The organism is Micromonospora sp. NBRC 101691 (assembly GCF_030269285.1).
Classification (GTDB): Bacteria; Actinomycetota; Actinomycetes; order Mycobacteriales; family Micromonosporaceae; genus Micromonospora; species Micromonospora echinospora.
This window is the reverse complement of sequence record NZ_BSTB01000007.1, coordinates 182,419-208,843: the sequence shown is the minus strand read 5'-3', so window position 1 is coordinate 208,843 and position 26,425 is coordinate 182,419. Positions and strand designations below refer to the sequence as shown.

The 26,425-nt window shown below is 70.9% G+C and carries 1 protein-coding gene (cut by a window edge); it reads right to left on the bottom strand.

The annotated features are described in order from the left end of the window. Positions 1-26,425: the 5' portion of a toxin glutamine deamidase domain-containing protein gene (locus tag QSK20_RS14055; RefSeq protein ID WP_285789053.1), read on the bottom strand. It extends 14,168 nt beyond the left edge of the window; only the first 26,425 of its 40,593 coding nucleotides appear in the window; its start codon is at positions 26,423-26,425; its stop codon lies beyond the left edge, outside the window.

The following is a 26,425-nucleotide window of genomic DNA, read 5'->3' as shown; positions in this document are numbered from 1 at the left end:
ACGGGTCAGCACCGTACGGCGACAGCTCGATCACCGCCGCCTCCGGCACCTCCACGCCCAACCCACCGTCAATCAACCGCTCCGCCAGAGCCAGCACGTCCTCATGCCCACGGTCCTCGAACGCCAACACCACCCGCCAGACCGCATCACCCGCGGGCCGATCCTGCCCCGTCCTCGCCGCCCACGCCTCGGCATCCGTCACCGCCTGCTCCCGCGCCGTTGCAGCGAGACGCGCCAGATCAACCCCGGCGCCCACACCCTCCGGATCCACCACCACCCACCCACGACCCGACAGGTGGGCGGCGGGGAGGTCCAGTGCGACGGTCCGGTCGTGCCAGGGTGCGACACCCTCGTTCTCGTGAGGTCCGGACCCGGCCGGAGCCACGGTGACGTTGACGGAGAACGCCTCGGACAGCAGGTGCGGTAGCGCCCCCGTGAGGCGGGGAACCGACGTCCCCCGCGCATCCAGGGCCCGCTGCAACAACGCCCTGTCGTCCGGGGACAGACCGGCCCTGCCCTCGTCGAGAACGCTGGTTCTGTCGACGAAGTAGTCGAACGAGTCGCGCAGGTGGTCGCGGACGGCGTCGGGTGTCCGCTCACTCAGCGACGCCGCGACCCCATCCCCCGTCGTGTCGAGGAACTGTGTGAACAACCGATCCCACGCGTCCGACCGCAGCAGCCCGGCCGGCAGGGACGGCAACGGCACAGGAGCCGAATCGGCGTTGTCGAGGTTGCGGGTAGCGTCCACCCCGGCCATATCTGCTTCCTCCGGGACGGTCACGGTCGTGGCGTCTGCCGCCCGCGACGGCGGTCGTGGGACGCCCACGCCGTCCGTGGTCGCCACGAACCGCAACCGGCCAGGCTCGGCAGGCCCCCGGGCCAGCCCACCCCGCTGACCGTCCAGGAACACCACCCTCCCGTCATCGGTCCGCACCACGTTCACGGCATGGGAAACCTCGTCGCCCCCACCCGTCGTCACCAGCACACCCCGGGCACCGGGCTCCGCCCCGGCCATCACCTCCACCACCGCGTCGTAGTCGGCCACCTCCACCAACGGCCGACCCGCGTACCGCCGCAACCACACCACCGGCGACGGCACCTCGGGCGGCACCTGCCACCCCACCCCATCCGCCAACGACATGTCCGTACCGATCGCCGCCAACACACAGTTCGTGTCGAAACCCTCACCACGACCCGGGTTCACGCTGCCCAGCCAGTCGAACCACAACGACACCTCATCCGGCGACAGCTGACTCGGGAGCAGCACATCCCCGCCCTCCGACACACCAGCCACATCCGGTGGGGGTGGCGGCTGGTGTGGCGGGGTCGCCTGGCCGGGCAACGCCGATCCGTCCTGGATGCGCGGACGCTTCGAGGCCCGCCGAGCTCCCGACTCAGCTCGCTCTTCGCGCCGGTCGGGCAACGTCTGCCGGTCTTCGCGCTGCTTCCCGAGAGCGTCGTGGTTCGCCCCATCCCTGGCGAAGAGCCGGAAGGCGTATTCGGGTTCGGACGGCGGCGCGTTCGGTTCAGGGACCAACGGCGCGGCCGCCGGTGTCGTCAGGTCGAGTCCGGCCAGCGGGTCGTCCCACAACGAAAAACCCTCCGGGTCAAGACCGGAGGGGTCACCTTCCGCTGGGCCGGACGGCTGTCCGTCCGCCTCGGAGTCGGCCGGGGGGCGCCATTCCATCGCCGCCGCACCCCCCGGCAGCGACACGTCACCGCGTACCGCACCGGCCCGGTCCGCCGGAGGGGCCGGCTCGACCAGCGGGGTCGACGTCGACGTGGTCCGCGCTGCCACGTCCACGTGATGTGCGAGGGCCGACGGGTCACGGGGGCGGTCGGTCCCGTTCGGTGTCAGGACGATGTACCAGATGTCGTCCGGTCCGGGGTCCTGGCCGGCCCGGTCGTTGGCCCAGGTGCCGAGCATCCGCATGCTGCCGGTGTGGATCTGGTCGCGGGCGGGTTCGTACCAGTGCAGTTGCGTGGTGGGCAGGACCACCCCGGCGGCGGCCGTGGACCCGGCCACGGCCAACACCCGGGCACCGGGGCGCTGGTCGGCCGGCAGTTCACGGGTCGGCCGGCTCACGGTGAACCCGAACCCGGGGACGGCGTCCAGCATGTCAACGAGCATGTCGGCGCGGTGCTGCGGGATGTACGCCAGCCAGGCGGCGGCCACGGCGTCGGGGCGGCCGGTCTCCACCGGTCCGACCGGCGGCGTGCTGGTGGGCTCCGGCCAGGCAGTGGTGTCCAGGCCGTCGGCCAAGGCTCGTAGGCCGGCGGCGTCGACCGGCGGGACGGCCTGGGTGACCCACCGGTGGGCCAGGTATCCCTGGTGTCGGTTCAGGTTCTTCACCAGGCTGGTCACCGCCGTGGCGAAGTCCTGCCGCGACTCGATCTCCGCCTCGTGCAGGATCTCCAGCCGGGAGTTCACGTCGGGCCGGTCCCGGTGGGCGGCCAGGTCGTCCTGGACGCGCTGCGGCAGCCGCCGCACGGCGTCGCCGAGGGTCTCCGGGCGGCCGGTGACGTCCAGCCGCACCACCTCTCCACCCGGGTAGGCGAGGTACGGCGGCTCGGCGCGGGTGCCGCCGATGACCCGCAGTTCGACCGGGACCGCCAGGCTCACAGCGAGGTCCCGGGCCAGTTGCACCCGGTCCAGTTCGTGCACGGCGGTCTCGTCCGCCGGGGCGGTCGCGGCGTCGTCGGCCTGCCGGGTCGGGTCGGTGTTCAGCACCACGCGCGCCGGGACCGTGCCGCCGTGCTCGGCGCGCACCGCGCGCTCCAGTTCCGGGACGACGGACCGGCCGTGGCCGGAACGGGCGATCTCGGCCAGCGCCGTGTCCACGTCCACGACCGGGGTGCCGCGCGGGACCGGCGGGACCGGCAACGCCATCGCGTCCATCTGCTGTTGCGCCGCGTCCCGGGCGTCCTCTCGGACCGTCCTGGCCTCGTCGAGCATCCGTACCGTGTTGGTGTGCGCCTGCGCCGAGACGTCGCGGGCCCGGAACTCCTCGCTCGCGGTCTCGACCTGCCGGCGCAGGTCCGGCAGCTCCGCGCGGACCCGGTCGAGACCCTGTCCGGCGTCCCGGAGGTCGCTGGTGGCCTTCTCCAGCGCCGTCCGGGCCGCGTCCAGTTCCCGCCGCGCCTGGTCGAGCTCTGCCTGGGCGGCGGCCAGCCGTGACTCGTCCTGGCTGGTGGCGGGGTCGTCGACGGTCTGCCGGGCCGCTGACTCCAGCCTCTCCCGTCGCGTCACCTCCGCTTCGAGTGCCGGCATCGCCCGGTCGAGGTGGTCGATGTTCTCCTCGATCCGGGCCCGTTCGCCTTCGGCCCGGGTGACGGCGGTCCTGGCGGCGTCGAGCGACGTCGCTGCGGCGTCCCGGGCACCCTGGGCGTCACGTTCGTCCCGGCGGGCCCGGTCGAGGTCGTCGACGGTGCGCTGGAGTTCCTGGGTGGCCTGCTGGAGGCGTTCCCGCGTCACCTGCCGTACCCGGGCCACCTCGGCATCCGGAGCGTCCGAAGCATCCGAAGCGTCCGGGGCCGGATCGGGATCCGGGGCCGTGGTGAACAGCCGGTCGGCGAGGTGACGCAGGGCCGGCCCACGGGTGCCGGTGGCGTCGTCAGCGAGGTGGCGGATCGTCGCGGCCCACTGTTGCCGCTGCGACGCGGAGAGGGTCTGACGCGCGTCCTGCACCACCGTGGTGACGGCGGCGTCGGGGACGTTCAGGCCGGCGAGCGCGTCGGCGGTCAGGTGCAGGATCGCCGCGTCCACGGCGTCGACCGGACCGTCGAGGGTGGCGGCCAGGTAGCCGAGGGCCGACACGGCGGCCGGGTCGGCCACGTCCGGCCGGGCCAGCAGCTTGGTCAGCAACTCCTGCCGCCCGGTGGGCGCTCCCGGCAGCGGGTTCGGGGTCCCGGCCGCTGCCGGTGGGGTGGGGCCGAGCAGGTACCGGTATCCGTCGTCGAGGTGACCGTAGCGGGCCAGGGTGAGCAGCGCGTCCCGGGCGGCGAGGTCGACGTCGTGGGGCAGTCCCGCGCGGCGGATCTGCAGCGCGCTGTGCGCCCGGTCGGAGAGCAGGTCCGCCCGGTGGCGGTCGAGGAAGGCGCGGGAGTCGTCCCAGGTGCCGACGGCGAGCCACTGGTCGAGTGCGTCGGTGACCGGGGGCATCGGATGCTGCACGACGTGGGCCGGCGGCAGTGGGGTGTCCGCCGTCCCGGCCCAGGTGTCAGCTGGTGGGGGCAGCGCCGGGATCAGGTCGGCGGGGGTGGAGACGTCCCGCCACGCGTGGGCCAGGTCGGTCGCGGTCGTCCCGGACGCGGTCACCGCGGCGGCGACCGCACCGGCGTCGTCCGGGGTCAGGCCGTCGAGCAGGTCGGCGACGCCGTGGTACCGCATCCGCTCGACGACGTCGAGCGCGTCGCGCAGCGTCGCCACGTCGCGGCCGGCTGCCGTGGGCAGCTCGGTCAGGGCGTGCAGGGTGTCCGGCCAGTTCTGCGGGGGGTTGATGGTCCACGCGGCGGAGGCGATGGCCCGGAAGGTGTCCAGTGCGCCGACGGCCGGGTCGAGGATGTCGGCCACGGCCCGCAGGATGCCGGCGTCGGAGACGGCCTCCGGCCCCGGCCGGGGCCGGGTCACCCGGGGGTCGGCGTCGACGAGGTCCGCCAGCGCCCGCAGCCCGGCCGGGGCGGCCGGGTCGGGCGGAGCCGTCGGGTCGGTCGGTACCACCGCAGCCACCGCGCCCGCGAGCACGCGGTGCCGGGCCGCCGCGTCGGCGGCGTCGAGGTAGTCGTACGCGGCGGTCAGTTGTCCGGCCCGGATGGCGTCGAGCAGGGCACGGTGCCGGTCGAGGACCGGATCGCCGGCGGGTGCCGGGGTCGTCCCGGGCCGGGTCGCGTCGGGCTGGACCGTGTCGGGCTGGGCCGGCGGGGCCGGGAGCGACGCCTGCTGGTCCTGCGTCAGCCGCGTCGCGGTCGGGTCGGCGCGCAGCACCCCGAGGTTGTCCTCCGCGAACTGCCGGGAGGCCGCCCAGTTGCCGTCCTGGAGCAGCCAGCTCGTCAGCACGTCGGGCTCGACCAGGGTGACGGCCGACGCCCCGGCGAGTACGTCCTGGAACTGCTCGGCGTCGAGGGTCCGCTCGGCCGTCCCGAGGGCGAACGGGTCGTAGAGCCGGTGGGTGCCGTCGGCGTCGACACGTGCCGCGGCGGCACCCTGGGGGCGGGTGATCCACAGTCGGGTGCCGGGTCGCAGCGTGTCCGGCGCCTGGGGCAGCGGCCCGGTGGTGGTCCATCCCAGGGGCAGGACGGGGGCCAGCAGCCGTCGCGCCTGACCGGCCCGGGTCTGGGCGGTGTCGGTGTCGTGCCGGGCGGTGTGGACGGCACGGGGGTTCGCGGGTTTGGCGGGCAGGCCCTCGGTGATCCACTCACGGGCCCGGTCGTCGGCGTCGGCGCGGGCCTCCCGGATGTACGTCTCCAGCTCCGGACCCAGCTCCGCAGCGGCGTCCATCTGCACCGGGGTACGGCCCAGCAGCTCGTGGTAGAGGGCCATCTGCCGTCGCAGGCGGATTCCGGCCGCGTCGGCCCGCAGCTTCAGGTCACGGTCCAGGTCGAAGATCACCTCGGGGGCCGTGACCGGGGCGAACGTGCCGTCCGGGGCCTCCCGCAGTTCGACGATCCAGCCCTGCGGGTCGATCCGGTACCGGCTGGCCGTGCCCTGGTCGTCGGTGACGGTCAGGTCGAGGTGGGTCTTCAGCTCGAACGCCACCACCCGGGCCACGGTGCGCGGGTCCTGGGCGAGCAGCTCCACCTCCTCCGGTGGGGTGATCGGCGCGGTGCCGGGCGGCTGCACCGCCTGTACCCGCTCGACGATCCGGGGGATCCGCTCGGCGAACTGCCGCACGTCGGTGGCGGGCAGCACGGCACCGACCGCGAGCTTGCCGACCCGGTTCTTCCAGGCGGTCAGCTCGGCTAGGTCGGCGGCGGCCTGCTGCGTGGCGTTGAGCCGCTGGAGGTGGCCCACCGCCCAGTCCAGTACCGCCTCGTACCGGCGGCGGGTCTGCTCGGCGGCACTGGCGGTGAGCCGGAGCGGGCTGACCGGGTCGTAGTGGTTGCCGAGCTGGTCACGGATCAGCAGGGCCACATGCTGGGGCGCCTGGTCGGGATCGAAGTCGCCGGCCTGGATGACCCGGTCGGCCACCGGGGCGACGGCCATGCCCGCCGGGGTGGCGCGTTGCAGCAGGCCCTCCAGACCGATCGTGGGGGCGTCGGTCGCCGGTGCGGGCCAGTCGGCCGGGTTGTTCGCCTTCCAGTCGTACCGTTCGGAGAGCGCGCGCTGGAGCTCGTGTACCTCGTCGGCGAACATCTCGTAGAACCCGTCGCCGCTCATCCAACCGGTGCCGGGGGCGTCGTCGGCCTCGAACCGCGCCGGCTCGATCGGCGCAAGGCCGGCGTCGCGGTGGAACGCGCTGTGTTGGTGCGGGACCGCGACGAAACGCGCCTGGGTGCGGATCCGGACCAGGTACGTCAACCCCTGCATCTTGAGGTGGTTCTCGAGTCGCTTGGTGTCGTCGAAGGTGGCGCTGTGGCTGGCCGGCGCGGTCCGGTTCGCGCCGGTGGAGATCCGGCCGCCGGCCGTCGTGTCCTCCTGCGGGCCGATGTTCGTCTTCCCGATCGGCGAGCCGTAGGCCGCCTCCGCGTCGAAGTTGGGCCGCCACCGGTTGCGCGACTGGGTGGCCGAGGTGGTGAACGCGAACTTGGCGTACCGGCCGGTGCCGGTGGTGGCGAGCTCGCTGATGATCTCCAGCGAGTGCAGCTTGACGTACATCCGCATGGCGACCCGGTTGTTGGACGAGCCGGCGACGAAGAGGTGCGAGCCGAGCAGGTACCCGCCGTCGCCCAGCCCTTCGGAGAGGTGGTTGTCGACGTTGAGCCGGGACAGCAGGCCGTCGAGCGCCACGCTGCCCCGGTACAGCGGGGCGTTGGCCTGCGGACCGAGCACGTTGCCCATGAGGTGCCGGGCGGCCGGGTAGAGGTCGTCGACCAGGGCGGCGCTGACGTAGGCGTCGCCGGGCAGCGACGGCAGCGCGCGCAGGTCCAGCTGCGGCGACCGGGGGACGGGGGTGGCCTCGGCCAGACCCCGGGGCACCTTGAAGTCGATCCGCCCCTCGTAGTGCCGGGTCAGCACCGGCTCCACCGGCGCGAGGGAGATCCAGTCGGCGAAACCGGCGGGCGCGCGGTGCAACGCCCAGTCCGCCGCGTTGTTCAGACCCGTCAGCACGTGGTTCACCAGGTAGCTCGGCTGCCAGCCGTGCATCTGCACCCGGGTGAGCTCCATGGTCAGGCCGATGTCGTCTTCGGCTTCGTAGTTCCCCGTCCAGTCGTAGACGGTGCGTTCCCGGACGACCTGCGCGGCACCCTTGACGCCGCGCCCTCCGCCCGGCGCGAACGACAGCGACCCGGCGGTGGACACCGGGACGCCGTCGACCGAGAAGCCGAACCGGGCCGGCGTCAGGTTCCAGCCCAGCGCCTGTCCGATGATGCGAGCGGTCGCGCCGTAGGCGTGCTCGTAGTTCTCGATGCCGTAGTCGGCCCTCCAGCCGGTGTACCGCGGTCGGCCGCCCAGGGTGCCCGAGACCTTCAGCTTGAACATCTGGGCCGCCACCGGGTTGCGCTGGTCGACCAGGTAGAACGTCACGCCGTTGTAGCGGTGCAGCATGTCGGCGAACACGATGTTCGCGCGCTGGCCGGCGAGCGTGGACTGGAGCGTTTCGAGGCCGCCGGGCAGCGCGCCGACCACCGACTCGTCGGGCGAGACCATCAGCACGCCCCAGCTGGTCCCCGCCCCCGGCCAGTTGTCGTGGCTGGCTCCGAGCAGCCCGGGCCGGCCGGCGTCCACCAGTTCCCGAGCGGCGTCCAGCACGGTCGTGGTGGGGCGCGGCCCGCCGTCGGCCGGCGCCGGCCCGGTGTACAGCACCAGCTCGTCGACGCCCGCGTGGCCCAGCGTCCGGTCACCGGTCCGGGTCAGGTAGGGCGGCATGGTCAACGCGCTGAACGGGTTGGCGTTCGGGTCCAGGGTGATCCCGAATTCGGTGGCGAACTGCTCACGGCGGCGCGGGTCGAGCACCGCGCCGCGCTGGGGCAGGTCCACGTGCCGGTCGGCGAGCGTCAGCGCCCACGTCTGGACCCGGTGCTGGATCAGGTACGCGCCGAGGTCGGGCAGACCGCCGGCCACGCGGTCGGCCAGCTCGCCACGCCACCGGTTGAGCAACCCCGCCACGGTGTTGCCGCTGAGCACCAGCTCACCGCGGGACCACCGGCCCATCGCGTCGACCAGCTGCGAATCGCTGACCGGCAGCTTCCCGGCCGCGTACTGCGCCAGGGCCTCCGCCTCCGGCAGGATGAACAGCATCGTGCGGCCCCGCAGGTCGGCGCCGGGTGGCACGCTGACCCGGCTGGCGGCGAACCCGACCTGCGTACGGACGCCGGCGCGGACGTTGGCGTCGAATTCCGCCACATAGGCGTACCCCCGGCCGAAGGCCAGTTTGAGCATTTCCAGGCCGCCGACGCGCTTGGTCTCCGCCGACTCGCTCTTGCTGACCCGCACGCCCGCCGACTCGCCGAAGCCGACGTTGACCGGGCCGAACTTGCGGCTGAGGCCGATGTTGGGCAGGTTGAACGCCTTCGTGAACGACTGGTTGGCGACGTTGACGGTCTCGGCCAGGTACAGCTCGATCAGACCGGTGACGTACTGGTCCGGGGTGGCGCCGACGAACTGCGCCCTCCGGATCCGGGGCACCTTGACCGAGAGCGCGGCGTTGGTGTTCGCCCAGAAGCCGGGCTCGACCAGGGTGGTCGCGCCGTACTGGCCGAGCATGGCCTCCTTGAACCGCGCCTGGAAGGTGACGTGGTTGGTCAGGCTGGCCACCGGCCCGGTCATCGGCCGGCCGGCCAGGGTCAGGTCCCGCGGCAACTGGTTCTGCGCCGCGGCGCGCAGGCCGTGCGCGTCGACGAAGTACACGATGCCCTGGTGGAGCGCCGACGGTGCGACGTCGCCGGGGGTCACCTCGCTGAAGGTGGCCGGGTCGGAGTTGAACTTCAGCAGCGCGGCGTGCACGTTGGCGGGGATCAGCTCCGGCGAGACGATCGGGGCGTCCCGGTCGCTGATCCGGACCACGTAGCCCAGGTCGTACGGCGCGTTGACGAACATCACCCGGCCGCCGTACTCCTTCAGCTCCGGCCGGTTGACCACCCGGGTCACCCGCTCGGCGGCGCCGACGTTGCGGCTCACCGACCCGCCGAGGAGTCCGACGGACCGGAGCTCCTTGACGCTCGGCGGCAGCGCGGTGTTCACCCCGCCCTCCACCGACCAGCCCTGGTTGCCGCTCGCGCCCTGGCCGGCGATGCCGAGCGACATCCCGAGGGTGACCGTGCTCACCTCGTCGCTGAGCCGTTCGAAGTGCACCGAGTTGCCGTCCGCGTCCACGTCCGCGGTGATCCGGGGGATCGCGAAGACGGTCACCTCGGCGGTACGCATCACCGCGTTGCGCCAACTGTGCAGGGTGAAGGACATGCCCGCCTCCGGGGCGGGCGCGTCCGGGTCGTCGACGAGCGCGGCGCCGTCCTGGACGAGCGAGTCGAAGTGCGACTCCAGGCCGTCGCCGCTCACCATCTTGTGGAACAGGTCCAGATTGTCGATCGTGGCGTCGGTGTCGCGGTGGACGACCTCGTCGTAGGCGTCCCGCGCCCCGTCGACCATCCGACCCAGCAGCGGCCGTTCCTCCAGGGGCGTACCGGGATCCGGGGTCGCCGGCCGGTTCTGCTCCCCGTGTGCCCACGGCCGGTCCCCGTCCGCCGGAAGGAACCCCTCACCGGCCAGCACCTCCATGAGACCGGCCCGGAGCCGCCGCACCGCCGGCTTGTCGATCCTCGGCAGGGCCTGACCCAGCAGACCCCGCCCCTGGATGACGTGCCGGGGCAGCAGGTTGCCGCCGGTGTCCTCCGGGTGCACGCCGGTGTTGCGCAACCTCGGCCGCCACTGGTCGTGCGGCACCGACCGCGGTCGTCCGCCTGCGGGCACCACCGCCAGGTCACCGTCCGCCAGACCGGGGACGGGATCGGGGGCGAAGGCGTCGGCGTCGACGCTGAACCCGTAGTCGAAGGAGTCCGGCTCGGACATCCGGAGCACCGCCGACCCGTTCACCACCGGCGTCGGATGCGGCCACTCGCGCGGGCGGCGGGAGGTGGACACCTCGGCGTGCCACTCGAAGGGCACCTCGTGGCCGACGGTCTGACCGGTGTACCGGCCGACCACGACGTTCAGCGACGCCACCGTGACGCCACCACCGTCGTTGCTGGTCCAGCTCATCCCCGCACGGGCGGAGAGACCGAGCTTGGTGTTCTCCTTGTACGCCTGTGGATTGTCGAGACGCCGGGCCAAGGGCAGGTCCACCGCGCCACCGAAGGACACCCCGGCGGACTGCCCGAGGGTGAACTCGCCGCCCTGCCCCACGATGCCGGTACGCACCTGCTCGATGTGGGCCTTGTCGCTGCTGGCGCCCACCCGCGTGGAGCCGCCGCCGAGGCCCAGCCGGGTGGAGCCGCCGCCGAGGCCCACCTGCACGGAGCCGCCGAGACGACGGCCGTACACCCGGATGCTGGCCGCCGCGTACCCGTCGTCGTGCAACGTGAACGCGAAGCCCCGGGTCATCGCGCCGGCGTCGCCGTCCGTCTCCGGCGTACGCCGGTTGTTCACCGCCTCGTCGAAGTGCGTCTCCAGGTTCCACAGCTTGCGTTGCAACTCGTTGCGCATCGGGCTCTCGATGGACATGTCGAAGCCGTCGGCGCGCAGCCGGTCGATGACGAGGTCGTACAGCTCGTTGAGACCGGTGATGTTGCTGGCGGAGAAGAGCTCCGGCACCCGAGTCAGGTTGTCCCGCAGGTGCTCGGGCAGGTCGGCGACCACCTGCTCGCCGGCGCTCTCCAGCAGGTGGTCGGGGATCGCCACCACCAGCCGGGCAGCCTCCTGCCCGTCCGGCGGCTCCGGCACCTCCACCGTCTGCCACGGCTGCGCGTCGCCGCGTGCCTCGATCAACCATCCCGGCTCGTACGAGTAGAACGTCGAGTCCGCGCGGGTGTCGAACACCCGGCCCTTCTCCGCGTCGATCAGGTAGGCGGACTTCTGGTCGACCTTGTTCAGGGTGGCGTTGAAGCGGGGCCCCCAGTGGGTCATCGGGCCGAGGGGCACGTCGACGTTGAAGTCACCCCGCAACCGCATCGCCCGCGTGGTGGTGCCGTCGGACTGGCTGTGCGCACCGGTCTGGAAGACACCCTGGGTGAACTGGTTGGCGTGGAAACGGCCGTCCTCGCTCGTCCGGCCCTCGGTGTCGTCCAGCGACGGACCGGACGTCTCCGTGTCGAACGAGCCGGCCGGGTTCGACACCAGCTGCGGGTCGTCCGGCCGCAGGCGGGCCCGCACCTCGATGCCACCCAGCGTGAACAGGTGCCCGTCCGCGGAGACCAGTTGCGGGTAGTTGTTGAGCAGCCGCTCACGCAACTGTTCCCACTCGTTGTCCCGCACGGTGACGCCCCGACGGGCCACCTCGGCGCGCAGTCCCTGCTCGATACGGTCAATGTCCGGCAGGTTGGCCTTGGGATCGCCGAGCGCCAGCGCCCGCCGGTCCGGGGTGGCCGGCCGCGCCGGAGCCGACGCGGACGACCCGTCGGGATCGGGTACGGCCGGTCCGGCGCTGGCCGCGTTACCGAAGACCCGTACGTCCCGGTCGGCCTCCGGAACGCCGGAGAGCAACCGGGCGACCGTGTCGGCCACCTCGCGCGGGATGGGACCACCCCGGGACTGGACCACCACGGCCACCCCGCTCGCGGGGGCCGCCAGGGCGTCGGGGGAGAGCGTGTTCGGGCTGGTGCCGTTCTGCGCGAACAGGACGACCCCGGTCTGTTCCCGGACCGTCCAACCCCGGTACACCTCGTATCCGTCGGTGGCAGCCGGTCGCAGGCCCAGCGGCCCCGGCTGCCGAGGCGGTGCGGGACGCAGCGGCACCCGCCAGGCGTGCGCGGCGGCCGGAAAGGTCTCCTGCCCCCGGGCGTCGACCGGGACCAGCTCGTCGACACCGGCCGGTTGCCGGCCCACCACGGAGACCGGCAGCACCAGCTCCAGCCGCCCGCCGAACCGCTCCCGCAACAGCTCCGCCACCCGGGCAGCGGCCACCGCACCGGACGGCGTGTCGGGGAGGCCGGCGGGTGACGTGGCCGAGGCACCGGCGGACGGTGGCGCGACGAACACCTGGAGCGGGCCGGCACCCGAGGGAAGCCCCCGATGGACGGCCTCCACGACGGCGACCGGGTCGCCGACCGACTCGTCCACCACCAGCCGGGGCCGGTCCGGGCCGGTCAGGTCGGACCAGTGCAGGGTCGTGGCGCCGGCCGGCGGCCGTGGACCGGCGTGGGCGAGCACCCCACCCGGAACGTGGCTCAACTGGACGTCGGCCGGCAGGCCGGACACCTCCGACGGGACGAGAGTGCGCCGGTCCAGCCCCATCCCGGAGGTGATCAGGTTCGTCGGCGCCGCAGCGGGCATGCCCCCGAAGATCCGGCCGACCCGGTGACCCACCTCGACCGGCAGCGCAGTCGCTTTCCAGCCCAGGAAGACCACCGGCTCGGCCAGCCAGCCACCGGTGTCCGGCAGCAACCGCCGCGCCCCGTCCAACTCGGTCGCCGGCCCGATCCACAGGTGGCTACCACCGTCCCAGACCACCCAGCCGTCGCCGAGCCCGTACAGGCCGGGCGACTGCTCGGGGAGGCCGTACGGGGCGGGCCGGCGCGGTGCGCCGGTGACCTCGGGCAGGAAGAGGTACCGCTCGGGCCGCCCGCTGAAGAAGGTCACCTCGCCGTTGGCGTCCAGCGGCACGATCTGCGGGCTGGGCGTCGGCCGGTCCCGCAGCGCCGACCGGGGCACCGACAGCATGGCCAGGGACTGCGGCCCCAGTGCCTGTGCGGTGACCTCCAGCGCCCGGGCCACGGTGACCGGCTGGTCCTGCGGCCAGTGCAGGACGGCCATGGTGGCGTCCTGCGCCCGCAACCCGGCCAGCGCCGCGCCGAGACGGTCCGGGTCGAGCACCGAGGAGTGCAGCAGGATGGCCGGGCCGGGGCCGGTCGGGGGCAACACCCGTGAGCTGATCGGGCCGGGTGCGGCGTCCCCGTCGTGCAACAGGACACCGCCCACCGCGCGCTGGAGCCGCAGGTTGTCCGGCAGTCCCTCGGCCATCACGACCAGCGGCGCGTCCGGGGACGCGGCCGGCGGGACGACCTGCTGTTGACTGTCCTCGGCGGCCGGGGCCGGCGGTTGCGGGGTCGGCGCGAGCTGCTGCGGGGGTACGGCCGGCGGCTCGACCGCCGCAGGGGTTTCCGGCACGAGCGCGTCGAAGTGGACGCCCGGTCGCTCCGGGTCGGCGGCCGATCGGGCCAGGTTGACCGGGGCGCCCCCGGCCGGGCCGTACCCGCCCACCGGCCGCACCTCGCCCGTGGCGACCCGGGAGACCTGCATCCGGGCATCGGTCGCGTGCGCCAGCAACGGTGCCAGGAACCGGCCGGCGGGGCTGCCCGACAGGTTCGCCCAGTCGTGCACGGCAGCCTTCACCGCGGCCAGTTCCCCGGGGTCGAGCTGGCGATCGGGGTCGGTCAACACCTCGAACAGGTGACGGCCGGCGTCCGCCGGATTGGCCCGCATCTCGTCGAGACGTGCCCACGCGGTGTCCGGGTCCAGGAGACCGGCGTCCACGAGTTCACCGACGCGCCGCAGCGCCTGGTCGGGGCTCAGCGCCGCCACGTCCCGCTCGTGTCGCGACTGGAAAGCGAACCGCTGCGCGGTCACGTCCGCCGGCAACCGCCCCGCGTTCTCCGCCAGATAGTCCGACACGTGGTCCTGCAACAGCTCGGTGACCCGACCGAGCTCGGACCCCTGCGGCACTCCGGTACGAACCGATTCGGCAACAGCAGTCCGCACCCCGGCCGGATCGGAGAGGAACTCCCGCAGGTCCGCCGGCAGCCGCCCGTCCAGCGCGGTGCGGACCAGGGCCGGTTCGGAGGCGATGAACGCGGACAGCAGGTCGCGACCGTCGCGGGGCACGCCGAGCGGGACCAGAGCCGGCCGGGGCTCGACCGGGGGAGCGACGTACGAGGCGGCCGTCGCGCGGATCTGGTCGAGTTCCCAGGCGGTGAACCCCGGCTCGTGCAGATGGTCGTCACCGACGGTCCTGGACGTCCTGAGCAGATCACCCGGCGAACCATCGTGCGGCACCCCGGCGAAGTGCTTCAGTTCGTGCCCGTAGGCGCGGGACGGAAGATCCGCAAGCCAGTGCAACTGGGTGATCCGACCCGCCGAGCCGTCCTCGCTGACCCAGACACGATCACTGTCCCGCAGGTCACTGCCGTACCGGCTGAGCCGAACCCCCGTTCCCGCAGCCGGATCGAACACCACCGCCACCGCCTGCGGCCCACCCTCCGGCCGCAACCGCCCGTTGGTCTGCGCCACCCACTGCTCGACCGCACCCAGCGTGCGCAGGATGGAGTCCCGATCCACGTTCGCGTCAGGATCCAACCGGAGACGGAACACCACCGTCCCCGACTCACGGTGCACCCAGTGGTCGACGTGGACCCGTACCCCCGCGTCCTGCCCCGCCGTCTCCACCTGGAACGGGCGCTCCGCCCCCGGCGTCGGCACGAACCGCAGCGGCTCCGGACCCTGCCACGTGAACCGATCGGAATGCACCCGCGTCATCTCGCCCCACGAAGGCAAACCCTCCACACTGCGATACGACACACGCCAACCACCGTCCACCTGCTCCACCGACGGCTCCACCCCAGCCGCCCACCCCGACGGCAGGGCCCCGGCATCAACCGAAGACGCACCAGTCCACTCGTACGCCGCCGGTCCCCCGGGTAACCCGCCCCCGGTACGCGGACGCTTCTCGAGTGGCCCCGCAGGCCATGCCGGCGCGGCCGGACGTTTGCCGCTGCCGGTCGTCTCCCACTGCGTCTTGAACTCGTCGAACCACTCGTTCGGCAGGTTCGTGTCGATGAGCCGGTAGGCGTATCCGGACTGGTCGGCCAACGGCGCCTTGACGGCGGCGAAGATGCTCGTGACGACGTTCGACTCCTCCAGTCGGAAAAATCGGCCGACCCGCAGGGCGACTTCCGTTCCAGGAGAGAGATCCACCTCCTGCCCGTCCAGCGTCCTGCCCGAACTGTCATCGCCGAGCGTGAGCGGCAGCGGGTGGGGCGTGCGCCTGTCCTCCTGCATGACGAGATCGATGGATACTTCGTCGAGAAGCGCCCCTGGCTCGACTGGTTCCCACAGCGCCATCGAGCGCAGCCGCTCGATGTCGTGGGCGGTGGGGGCCGGCGAGGACAGCTCCAGGTACAGGGGCGCTCCGGTGCTGTTCCTTCCGGCCGGTGCTTCCAGGACCGCCAGGGGTTGACCCTCCATGCCGTACCCGAGCCGGAAACGCCCCTCCCTCAGTTCGGCGGCGATGACCGGCGGAAGTCCGTCGGCCACCTCGACCGGTGGGAGCGTGACTCTCTGGCCGCCGAAGGTGATGTCAAATATTCCGCTCTCGCTCACCGGCGCCGTGGTGTGGTAGAGATTGCCGAACGTCCACCGGTCGACGGTCTCCCACACCGGGCCGGTTGTCACGCTCCACAGTTCGGCCAGCTCGCTGGCGGTGAACCTGCGGTCGATCTCCTGGTAGACGAACCTCTCGGTGCCGTCGGGCGCGGTGTACGGAATTCTGGCGATACCGACACCTTCGCCATCAACCTCTCCGAATTCGACAGCGACCCTGTCGCCCAGGACGGCGACTCGATCGACATATCCGAGTGAAACGTCGTTGCCGTCAAGCCGGAGCCGAAGAGATGGACGGCCCGCGGTGTGCTCGACGAGGATGGGAAGGGTGAACGGGGCTTGCAGGTTCCAACGGTTCCCGTCTTCCCAATTGCTCCTCTCGCGGAGGGCGTCGGCGTATCGGCGGTGTTCCTCGAGTACGTCGATGTGCCTGCGGGGGGAGATGGGGCGTTGACGGATGGCCGCAAGGTTCCGGTGGAATGTGTCCTGCAGGAGCGGCCAGTGGCGTTTCACCGTGTTCTGTTCCGCCGTGTCGACTTCAGCTTTCAGCACCTCGAGCGCCTCGTCGAACACGACATCCAGTCGGCGCAGTTCGGTGAGGGCTGCCGGTGACGGGAAACCCTCGGCGATGCGGGCATCGTGTGGGTCACGAGGCTGGCCGAGGTGGTAGGCGCCGTTCAGCCAGACGACTGGTTGCGGGACCTCACCGTCTTCGGTTGGCGGACCGATGACGTACGGGGCACCGAACGGGTGGTGGATCGCCATCGGCAGACCCAACCCCCAGGCCACGATGTGGGGAACCACGTGCACGACGTCGGGATAGCCGGGCTGGCGGTGTACGAGTTTGTTGAGCAGGTGCTGGTGCAGGGTCTCCCGTCGCTGCTCGGACATGTTCTCCGGATAGGGGAGAAGTGTGCTGAACATCGACTGCTCACCCCGGCGGAGGTCGCCGTCCAGTTGGCGGGCCACCAGCACGCCCAGTTCAGCCACGGTGGTGACGCCCGACTGCGCCAACAGATCCCCAGAGGCCTTCAACACCGTCCCGTAGAAGACGTCGAGCGGCCCCGCGTCGCCCTCCGGACGATCGAGGTGGAAAACCGCGTGCGCCCACTGCTCGAATGCCGCCAACTCGCTGCCGGTTTCCCTGGCCGACAGCTGCGCGATCGTCGATCGCACCTTCCGCCATCGGGCCTCCGCCGCCCTACCCCTCACAACTTCCAGATCCGCCGCGGTGGGTTTGGTAGAGAACTCGCGGTAGATGAATCTCTCGGTACCGTCGGTCGCGATGTACGGGACTCTGGCAACAGCGAAGCCCTCTTCGCCGTCCATCCCGAAATCGACAGCGATCCGGTCGCCCAGGACGGAGACGGTGATGAGGTTGCGGAGACGCAGGCGCCGGTTGTTGCCCACTCTGGCCGTAAGCGTTGTTTGCGTGCCTTCGGAGATGACGTTGAGGTACTGGGTGAACTGACCTCCCTGGGGCCTTGGATCCTCGTCCTTCCAGGTGCTGGGCCGGAGGATGTTGTAGAGGTACCGGCGGCTCTCCGTCAGGATGTCGGCCTGCTGTTGGGGCGATTCGGGGCGTCGACGGATGGCCGCGAGCGTACGCTGGAATGCTTCCCGCAGGGCGGGCCAGTGCCTGGTAGCCGGATGAGGGTTACGTTCCGCCTCGCTGATCCGCTCCAGCAGCAGACCGTGTGCCCGGTCGAACAGTCGATCCAGTCGCTGCTTCTCGTTGTCCGATACTGACGTCCGCTCGGGCCCTCTGGCGATGCCGGCGGCAAGGTCCGCATCGTTTGGGTCGAGAGGTCGGCCGAGGTAGTAGGCGCCCTTGTAGGAGATGACTGGCAACGGGGTGACATCAGACCTCGGGGCGATGTCTTCCGGGGCGCCGAACGGTCGGTAGATGCGCATCGGCCGGGACATCGTCCGGGCCAGGATATGGAATTCCACATGCGCGACTTCGTGATCGCTGCTGCGACTGTTCGCGATCTTGTCGATCCAGTTCTGGTGCAGTTCCTCTCGTCGCCGCTCGGACATGACCTCCGGATACGGAAGCAACTTCCTGAACTCCGAGGCGTCACCCAGCCGGAGGTCGGCGGCCAGGCTGCTGGCCATCCATTCGTGCAGTTCGGTGCGGCCGACTTTCAAATCCGCGAACCGCTTCTCGAAGATGTGGAACATCGAGTCGTAGAAGTTGTCCGGCTTCGCTTCGCCCGGCGTGAGATCGATTCCGAACACCTCGCGCGCCCATCGCACGAAATTCTGCTCGTCGAGGTTACCCACGGCCGACAACTGTTCGATCGCCCAGGCCGCTGCGTCCGGCCAGTTCGACGCTGCATCGTCGGACCTCCCGGCCAGCGTCGCCGCAAGCGACCCTGGGTTCGTCAGCACCTCGGTGATATCGCGTTTCAGGTCGTCGAAGTGCCCGTTGTCCACACCCGTGTCAAAGAGCCGGTAGACGTGTCCGGCCCCGTCGACCAACGGCGCACGGACCACGACCGGAACGGTGCTGGCGACATCCGTCCCGACCTGCCCCTGCTCCGGCCACTTCCCTACGGACAGGGTGACCGACGTCGCCGGGGAGAGATCCACCTCCGCCCCGGCCAACGTCCTGGCCGGACCACGACCGCCGACCTCGATGGACAGCCGACCGGCGGCAGCGCGAGTCGGCAATGACCCACGGCCGCGCCGCGCCCCCGGCTGCAACACGACGTCGAAAGACACTTGCTCGGAAAGAGCCCACCGATTCTCCGGTTCCCACAGCGCTTCCTTGCGCAGCCGTTTGATGTCGTCCACGACGAGGGCGGGCTTGCCCGTCTCCAGGTAGAGGGGCAGTCCTGTGACGTTCTTCTCGGCCGGCGCTACCACGACCGCAGTGGGTCGACCGTCCTCGGCATACCCGAGCAGGAGACGACCGTTCAGCTCGGTGGGAAGGACAGACGGAAGTCCGCCGACCACCGGGACCTGCGGGACCATGAACATTCTGTCGTAGTTACTGGCGCTGCGGTCACCGAAGGAACCGCCCAACCTTCCGCCCGGACGTACAGGCAACGTGGCCTGGTAGTAGTCGCTCGACAGCGGTCGATGGTGAAGGTTCCACACGCGGCCGGCTGCCCTCCTCCTCAACTCGAGCAGGTCACTGTCACCGAGCTTGTGTTCGAATCGGCGGTAGAGGATCCTGTCGGTGCCGTCGGTCGCGTCGGTGTACCGGAATTCCGCAAAACCGATGCCTTCTTTGCGGGTCACCCCGAGATGAACAGGAACCTGATCGCCTCTCAGGGCCAGCCGGTAGACACTGAGGAGAGATGTCTCGGCGCCGCCCACCGACACGCGCAACTGCGAGCCCCGAGCTCTTCCTGTTCGTACGACGCTGAGATCGAGCGTGAAGTGGTCACGGAGATCCGTCGGTTTTTCCTCCCACAGGTATTCCGCATCGAGGCCGCGGTAGTATTTGAGGTGTTCAGTGAGTTCCTCGGCCTTTTTGTGGTAGGGAGAGTCGGGGCGCTCCCGGATGACCGCGAGTTGGCGGTGGAAGGCCTCCCGCAGGATGGGCCAGTGCCTGGAATTGGTCGGATGGGGATTGTTCTCCGCCCCCGCGATTCTCTCCCGCAGCAGATGGCGTGCGTCGTCGAACAGTCGATCGAGTCGCTGCTGCTCGGCTTCGGACAACTCTGTCCGAGGGAAGCCCTCAACGATACGGCCAGCGCGTGCGGCATCGTCCGGGTCAGGTAGCTGGCCCAGGCGGTAAGCGCCCTTGTAGAAGGCGACCGGATACGGGATGACACCACGACCGGGCTTCGGACCGATGTCGTACGGAGCACCGAACGGGTGGTGGATCCGCATCGACCGGGACAACCTCGAAGCGATGACGCGAGGAACCACATGCGCAACGTCGTAATCACCGGTCTGGTGGTTCGCGATCTTGGTAAACCACTGCCGGTGCAGGTCCTCCCGTCGCTGCTCGGACATGACCTCCGGATACGGAAGGAACTCCCTGAACTCCGACTCGCCACCCCGACGAAGGTCAGCGGCCAACTGCCGGGTCACCCACGCACGAAGTCCAGCGCTGCTGAGCTCGACCCCCGCGTCCGTCAACTGCTCCTCGAAGCGATGCAACACCGCGTCGTAGAAGTCGTTCGGCTTCGGAGAGTGATTCGCGAGATCGACCCCGAGCACATCGCGCGTCCACTCCACGAACTCCGCCGCGACATCGCGGACTCCACCCGCCCCATCACGGGTCCCCACGGCCGACAACTGCGCGATCGCCGAAGCCACCGTCTGCTGCCAGCCCCGCGGAAGACCGCCTAACCTACCGACCGCCGGGACCCCACCCGACCCCGGGACTGCCGGCACTTCCGCCAGGGACCCGGTGATCTCGCGTTTCAAGTCGTCGAAGTGCCGGTTGTCCACACCCGTGTCGAAGAGCCGGTAGACGTGTCCCGCCCCGTCGACCGACGGCGCACGGACCACGACCGGAACGGTACCGGCGACATCCGCCCCGTTCGCCCCCTGCCACTTCCCTACCGACAGGGTGACCGACGTCCCCGGGGAGAGCTCCACCTCTGCCCCATCCAACGTCCTGGACCGACCGACCTTGATGGACAGCGGACCGGCCGCAGCGCGAGTCGACGATCGCCCGTTGCTGGCGCCCTCCCCCCGCTGCAACACGACATCGAAAGACATCTGCTCGGAAAGAGCCCACCGATTCTCCGGTTCCCACAACGCTCTCTTGCGCAGCCGCTCGATGTCGTACCGGGTGACGGTGGGTTTGGACAATTCCAGGTACAGGGGCAGCCCTTTGACGTTCTTCGCGGCCGGCGCTTCCACGACCGCAGTCGGTCGGCCGCCGTCGCGGGCATAGCCGAGTAGAAGCCGGACCTCCTTCAACTCCCTGGTCAGAACGGGCGGAAGTCCGCCGACCACCGGGACCAGCGGGAGCCTCGACGCCGGGACCTGCTGGCCGGGTTCGGCTTTACCGAGTGCGAGGCCCAGTTCCCCCTTTGAATACAAGACCGTCGTCATGTAGAAGTCGCGCAACAGCGCCGGGCGGTCAACGGCCCACACCCTGCCGGCCGCCCTTTTCCTCAGCTCGACCAGCTCCAGGTCATCGAACCTGTGGTTGAATTCTCGGCGAGCATAGATTTCGGTGCCGTCGACCGCGGTGTACGGGATTTCAGCAATACCGACGCCCGCTCCGTCGACCTTCCCGAAATGAACGGCGATCATATCGCCCGGGACAGCCATCCGACCGATACCAACGTCGGCCGACTTCTTTCGGCCCCCTACGCGCACGTGCCATTCGCCCCCGTACTCCCTGCCCGCCGCGAAGACGGAGACCGGCACGTGGAGGGTGAACTGGTTTTCCAGGTTGCGCGGGTTCCCGGACTCCCATTTGCCCGGCCGGACGAGCCTGCGAAGGTAACGGAGGTGTTCAGCGAGTTCCTCGGCCTTGTTGTGGTAGGGAGAGTCGGGGCGCTCCCGGATGACCGCGAGTTGGCGGTGGAAGGCCTCCCGCAGGATGGGCCAGTGCGTGGAGTTGGTCGGATGGGGATTGTTCTCCGCCCCCGCGATCGCCTCCCGCAGCAGATGGAGTGCGTCGTCGAACAGTCGATCGAGTCGCTGCTGCTCGGCTTCGGACAACTCTGTCCGAGGGAAGCCCTCAGCGATACGGCCAGCGCGTCCGACATCCGCCGGGTCAGGTAGCTGGCCCAGGCGGTAAGCGCCCTTGTAGAAGACGACCGGATACGGGATGACACCATCACCGGGCTCCGGGCCGATGTCGTAGGGAGCACCGAACGGGTGGTGGATCCGCATCGACCGGGACAACCTCGAAGCGATGACGCGAGGAACCACATGCGCAACGTCGTAATCGCCGTTCTGGTGGTTCGAAATCTTATTGAGCCACTGCCGGTGCAGGTTCTCCCGTCGCTGCTCGGACATGACCTCCGGATACGGAAGGAACTCCCTGAACTCCGACTCCCCACCCCGACGAAGGTCAGCGGCCAACTGCCGAGCCACCCACGCACGAAGTCCAGCAACGCTGCGCTCGACCCCCGCGTCCGTCAACTGCTCCCCGAAGTAACGCAACACCGCGATGTAGAAGTCGTTCGGCTTCGGAGAGTGATTCGCGAGATCGACCCCGAGCACATCGCGCGTCCACTCCACGAACTCCGCCGCGACATCGCGGACTCCATCCGCCCCATCACGGGTCCCCACGGCCGACAGCTGCGTGATCGCCGAAGCCACCGTCTGCTGCCAGCCCCGCGGAAGACCGCCGGATCCACCGACCGCCGGCATCCCACTCGACCCCGGGTCCAGCCCGATTGGTCCGGGGTTCTCCGGCAGAGCCCCGAGACTGATCGCCGAATCCAGCTCTGCCAGCAACCGCAAGCTCTCGTCAAGGTCAACATCCGTCAGCCAGCCGGTCGCAAGCTCCGATGCCGCCGAATCCACCCCCGCCAGCGGATCCGAGGGGTCCACCGGGTCGGCACCCCCCGGCGTCCCCCCGTCCTCGGACGTCGGTGAATCGACCCTTGCCAGCAGGTCCGACTCGACCGGTTCGGCATCCGCCCGCCGATCGACGTCAGACTCCGATGCCAGCGAATCCACCTCCGCCAGCGCATCCCAAAGGTCGACCGGGCCGGATTCCGTCCGCCAATCGACGCCGGACACCCCCGCCAGTGGACTCCAGGGGTTATTCAGGTCGGCATCCGCCAGCCAACCGACGCCTGACTCCGATACCGGCGAATCAACCCCCGCCAGCGGATCCGAGGGGTCGACCGGGTCGGCACCCCCTGGCGTCCCCTCGTCCATCTCGGACGTGGGTGATTCCCCTCCTGCCAGCAGGTCCGACTCGACCGGTTCGACAGCCCCCGGCGGCTTCCAGTCCATGGGGAGCTCTGCCGGCGGTGTGTTCAGATTCAGCCCGCTCAGATCCGGGTCCGGGTTATGGAATACCTGATCGACGAACGCCGGGCCGGTGCCAGGCGCATCGTCGGTCTCGGCCGGGTCAAACGGCTGCCCGTGGGGGCCGGACGGTTCGGGGGAGGTGGTGTCCGCCTGCATCGCCTGGGACGGGCCGCGTGGCGTGGTGGTGGAGGCGAGCAGGATGGCGCTGGGGTCGATGGTGGTCGTGGTGCTCGACTGCGGGGGTGCGGTGGCGCGGTCGGGAAGGAGGTCGGTGATCGTGGTGGGTCGCCCGGTGCTGTCGAACGCGGCGAGTCGGGTGCTCGAGGCGAACAGGTGCCGGAGCCAGGGATCGCGTAGCGGATCGGTCGGTTCGGGTCGGTTCTCGGCGCCGGGCACCAGGCCGTCGCGCACCTTGATGGTCGGCGGGCCGGATGGTTGTGGCTGGCTGTGCAGGGCGAACACGTGTTGTGGTTCGTTGGGTGGTGCGACCCTGACCACGACCATCGATCCCGGTGCCGCCCGCAGCGCGGCGAGTACGTCCTCCGGGGTGACTCCGTCGGGGTGGGCGACGCGCTCGGGTGTCGCGTCGAGGATGTCCAGGAGTTGCGGCCAGCCCGTGGTGGGTGCGAGTCGGCCGTCGGGCCCGATGATCCGGTCGTCGAGGACCGCCCGGTTGCCGGGCCGTCCGTAAGCGGTGGTGAAGGTGTCGAGGGTGGCCTGTACGCACCACCACCATGGGTCGCGGCTGTTGTCGGTGCCCACCGGGGTCTGCTCGACCCAGTCGGCGACCCGCCGCGCGGATTCGGCCGCCTCGACGGGCTGCCCCATTGCCGCGACGGGCTGCCCGGTTGCCGCGACCGCCGGCTCCGGTGCCGTGCTGGCCGGCTCGCGGCGTCCGCCCGGGTCACCACCGACCGGCTCGTCCAGCGAGGACACGTTACTGAACGAATCCCTGCCGCCGACATCGCGCCCGACCGGGTCGCCGCTGGTCAACCCGTCCCGCGAGGAGGCATCCCTGAACGGGTCCGTGTCCCCGAGTTCGCGCCTGGCCGCCTCACCGTGGTCCGACTCGTCGAGCGACGAGACGCCGCTGACCGAATCCCCGTCGACGAGGTCACGTTTGACCGGGTCGCGGCTGATCGGCTCGTCCAGCGAGGAGAGGTCGCTGACCGTCATGGCGTCGTCGCGGCTGGCCAGGTCGTCCGACGAGGAGAGGTCACTGACCGTCATGGCGTCGTTGAAGCTGCTGTCGCGGCTGAAGATGTCGTCGCTGGAGACGGAGAGTTCAGTGACGGATATCCGGTCGCTGGCGCCGTGGTGGTTCGGCGTGCCGTCGGTGCGAGGGGCCGCGCCGGCCGGCACCGTACCGCGGACGCCGGCCGCATCCGGCGTGCCCGGAGTGCCCGGCACACCCGGCGCGCTGGGGGTGGCCGGCACCCCGGACGTGCCTGCCGCGCCGGGCATACCCGACGTGCCGGGGGTGGCGGTGGCCTGGGCGAGTACCTGGTGGTATCCGTCGACCCAGTCCTGCCGGAAGGATCCGGCGAGGGTGTCCTGGTTGGCCGGCTCGACGCCGTACTGGTTGGCCAGGGCGGTGAACTGGGATTCTGCCAGTTTGGCCGCTGCTGCGGTGTGCTGCTCCGGGGTCACCGGCACCGTCGGCGCGTCGGGGCGCCGGTTCGCCGGGGTGTCCGTGCTGGCTGGGGTGGTGTCCGGCCCGGTGGTGTCCGGTCCGGTGGTGTCGGGGATGACCGCGGCCGTGAAGCGGGCGGGTAGGTCGGTGACCACCTGCCGGACCACGTCCGCCACGGCGTTGACCTGCGCGACGCCCGGACCGGCCACCGCAGCCGACGGCACGGCGGGCGGCACGGTGAGTGGTGCGGTGGGTAGTGGAGTGGTGCCGAGGATCGCGTCGAGGCTCCGGTCCACGTGGGCCCGGACGTCACGCGCGACCGCGGCGCGCACGGCGTCCGACGGCACCGCCGCCGCCCCGGCGGCCCCCGACACGCCCGCGCCGCCCGGAACTCCAGCGCCGCCCGGCAGGCCCGGGGCCCCCGGCGTACCGACGGCCGTCGGCAGGGCAGCGCCACCCGGCACGCCAGGCGATCCCGGCACGCCAGCGTCCCCCGGCACCTGAACTGCCCCTGGCAGGACCACTGCGCCTGGCAGGGTGGCGGGCGTCGGTGTGTCGGTGGTGAGGTACTGGTCGACGTGGTGCTGGGCGGCCAGGTGCACGGCCGAGCGCAACGCCTGCCGGTCGAACTCCGCCGGCAGCGCGGCGACGACCTGCTCCGGGCGTACCGCCGCCGGGATCTGCCCGCCCGCCGGGATCTGCCCCGCGAGGGCTTCGGTGACACGGGCGACGGCCTGGTCCCGGACACCGAACAGGTACCGCTCGGTGAGGGCGGTGGCGGGCAGGCCGATCTGGGACAGGAAGGCGGGGACGGTCGGGTCGTTCTGCCGCGCGTCGGCCCACTCGGTGAAGACCTGCTCGACCGGCACGGGAAGCGCCGCCAGGAACTGCCGCGCCTGCGCCGTCCCGGCGAGCAGCCCACCGTAGTGGTCCACCAGTTCCTGCTGGAACCGTCGCCACTGCTCCACCACCGGCGCGCCGGCGACCGCGACCCACTCCGGCACCGGCACCACCGGCACCGAGAAGTTCGGCACGGACCACGACGGAACCGGCAGGTCCGGCGTCGACCACGACGGCGCGGACAGGGTCGGCGCCGACCACACCGGTACGGGCGGCACCGGTTCAGGTGCCACTGGCGCCGGTGCCGACAGCGACGGTGCCGGCACCGGCGGGACGGGCACCGGGGCCTGCCCGCCGGAGCCCGCACCCGCCGGACCGCCGATCTCCGGCTGGTACAGGGACGGGTCCGGGGTCACCGGGATGGGCGGCGGCACCGGCGCGACCGGCCTACCGTCTGCAGTGAAGCCGATACCAGCCGGCATCCGCCACCGGGGCCGGGTCGGATTGAACCCCAGGCCCACCGCGCCACGACGCGCACCCATCCCGGCCCCGGTCGCGGCCAGCTCACCCGACCCCGACAACGCCCCGGACAGCGCGTCCGGCCCGAGACTGCCCGTGTCGTAGTGCCCGTCGACGATGTAGCTGGCACCGATACCGCCGACCACCTCCATGCCGACTTCCGACACCGGCACCATCATCAGACTGGTCAACAGGTCACGCGTGGAACCCGACACCCCGAGGTGCGCCAGACCACCACCCACGGCACCGGCGAACCGGGCCAACGCCGGCGAGGCCGCCGTGGTGACACCCGCCACCGCCAACCCGTACAACGCCTGCTTACCGACCTGCGCCCAGTCGATCCCCGGCATCAGACCATCAGCCAGCATGCTGATCTGCGCCAACAACGACGACCCCGGCATGAACAACATCTGGATCGCCGTGCTGCTCGCCGCCGCCCGCACCATCGACGACCTCAGGATCGTCTGGATGATCGTCCGAACCTTCACGATGTGCGCCGCCGCCTCCACCGGCAGGAAGAACGCCATCGCGAACGCGACCGCCAACTCGGTCATCATGAAGATGAACATGACCAGCGCTTGGCGATCCGTGAGCTCCATCTGGTTGAGGAAGCCCCGCATCGCCTGGGCCAGGTTGACCTTCAGATCGGCGACCCGGTCCAGCATTTCCACGAACGGAGCGGTCTGCGCCACGAACCGGTCGTAGACCTCACCCTCCCCCGCCGCCCGAACCGCCTTGATCGCCTGGATCAGCTCCGGAACCAACAGGGTCCGCGCCCGATCCGCCAGCACCTCCAACCAGTTCAGGTCGTACGCCAACATTGGCAACTTCGACCGGTGCAACCGCATCCCGGTGAAATTTTCCAGGGCCTGCTTCGCCGACTCATTGAGCCCCAC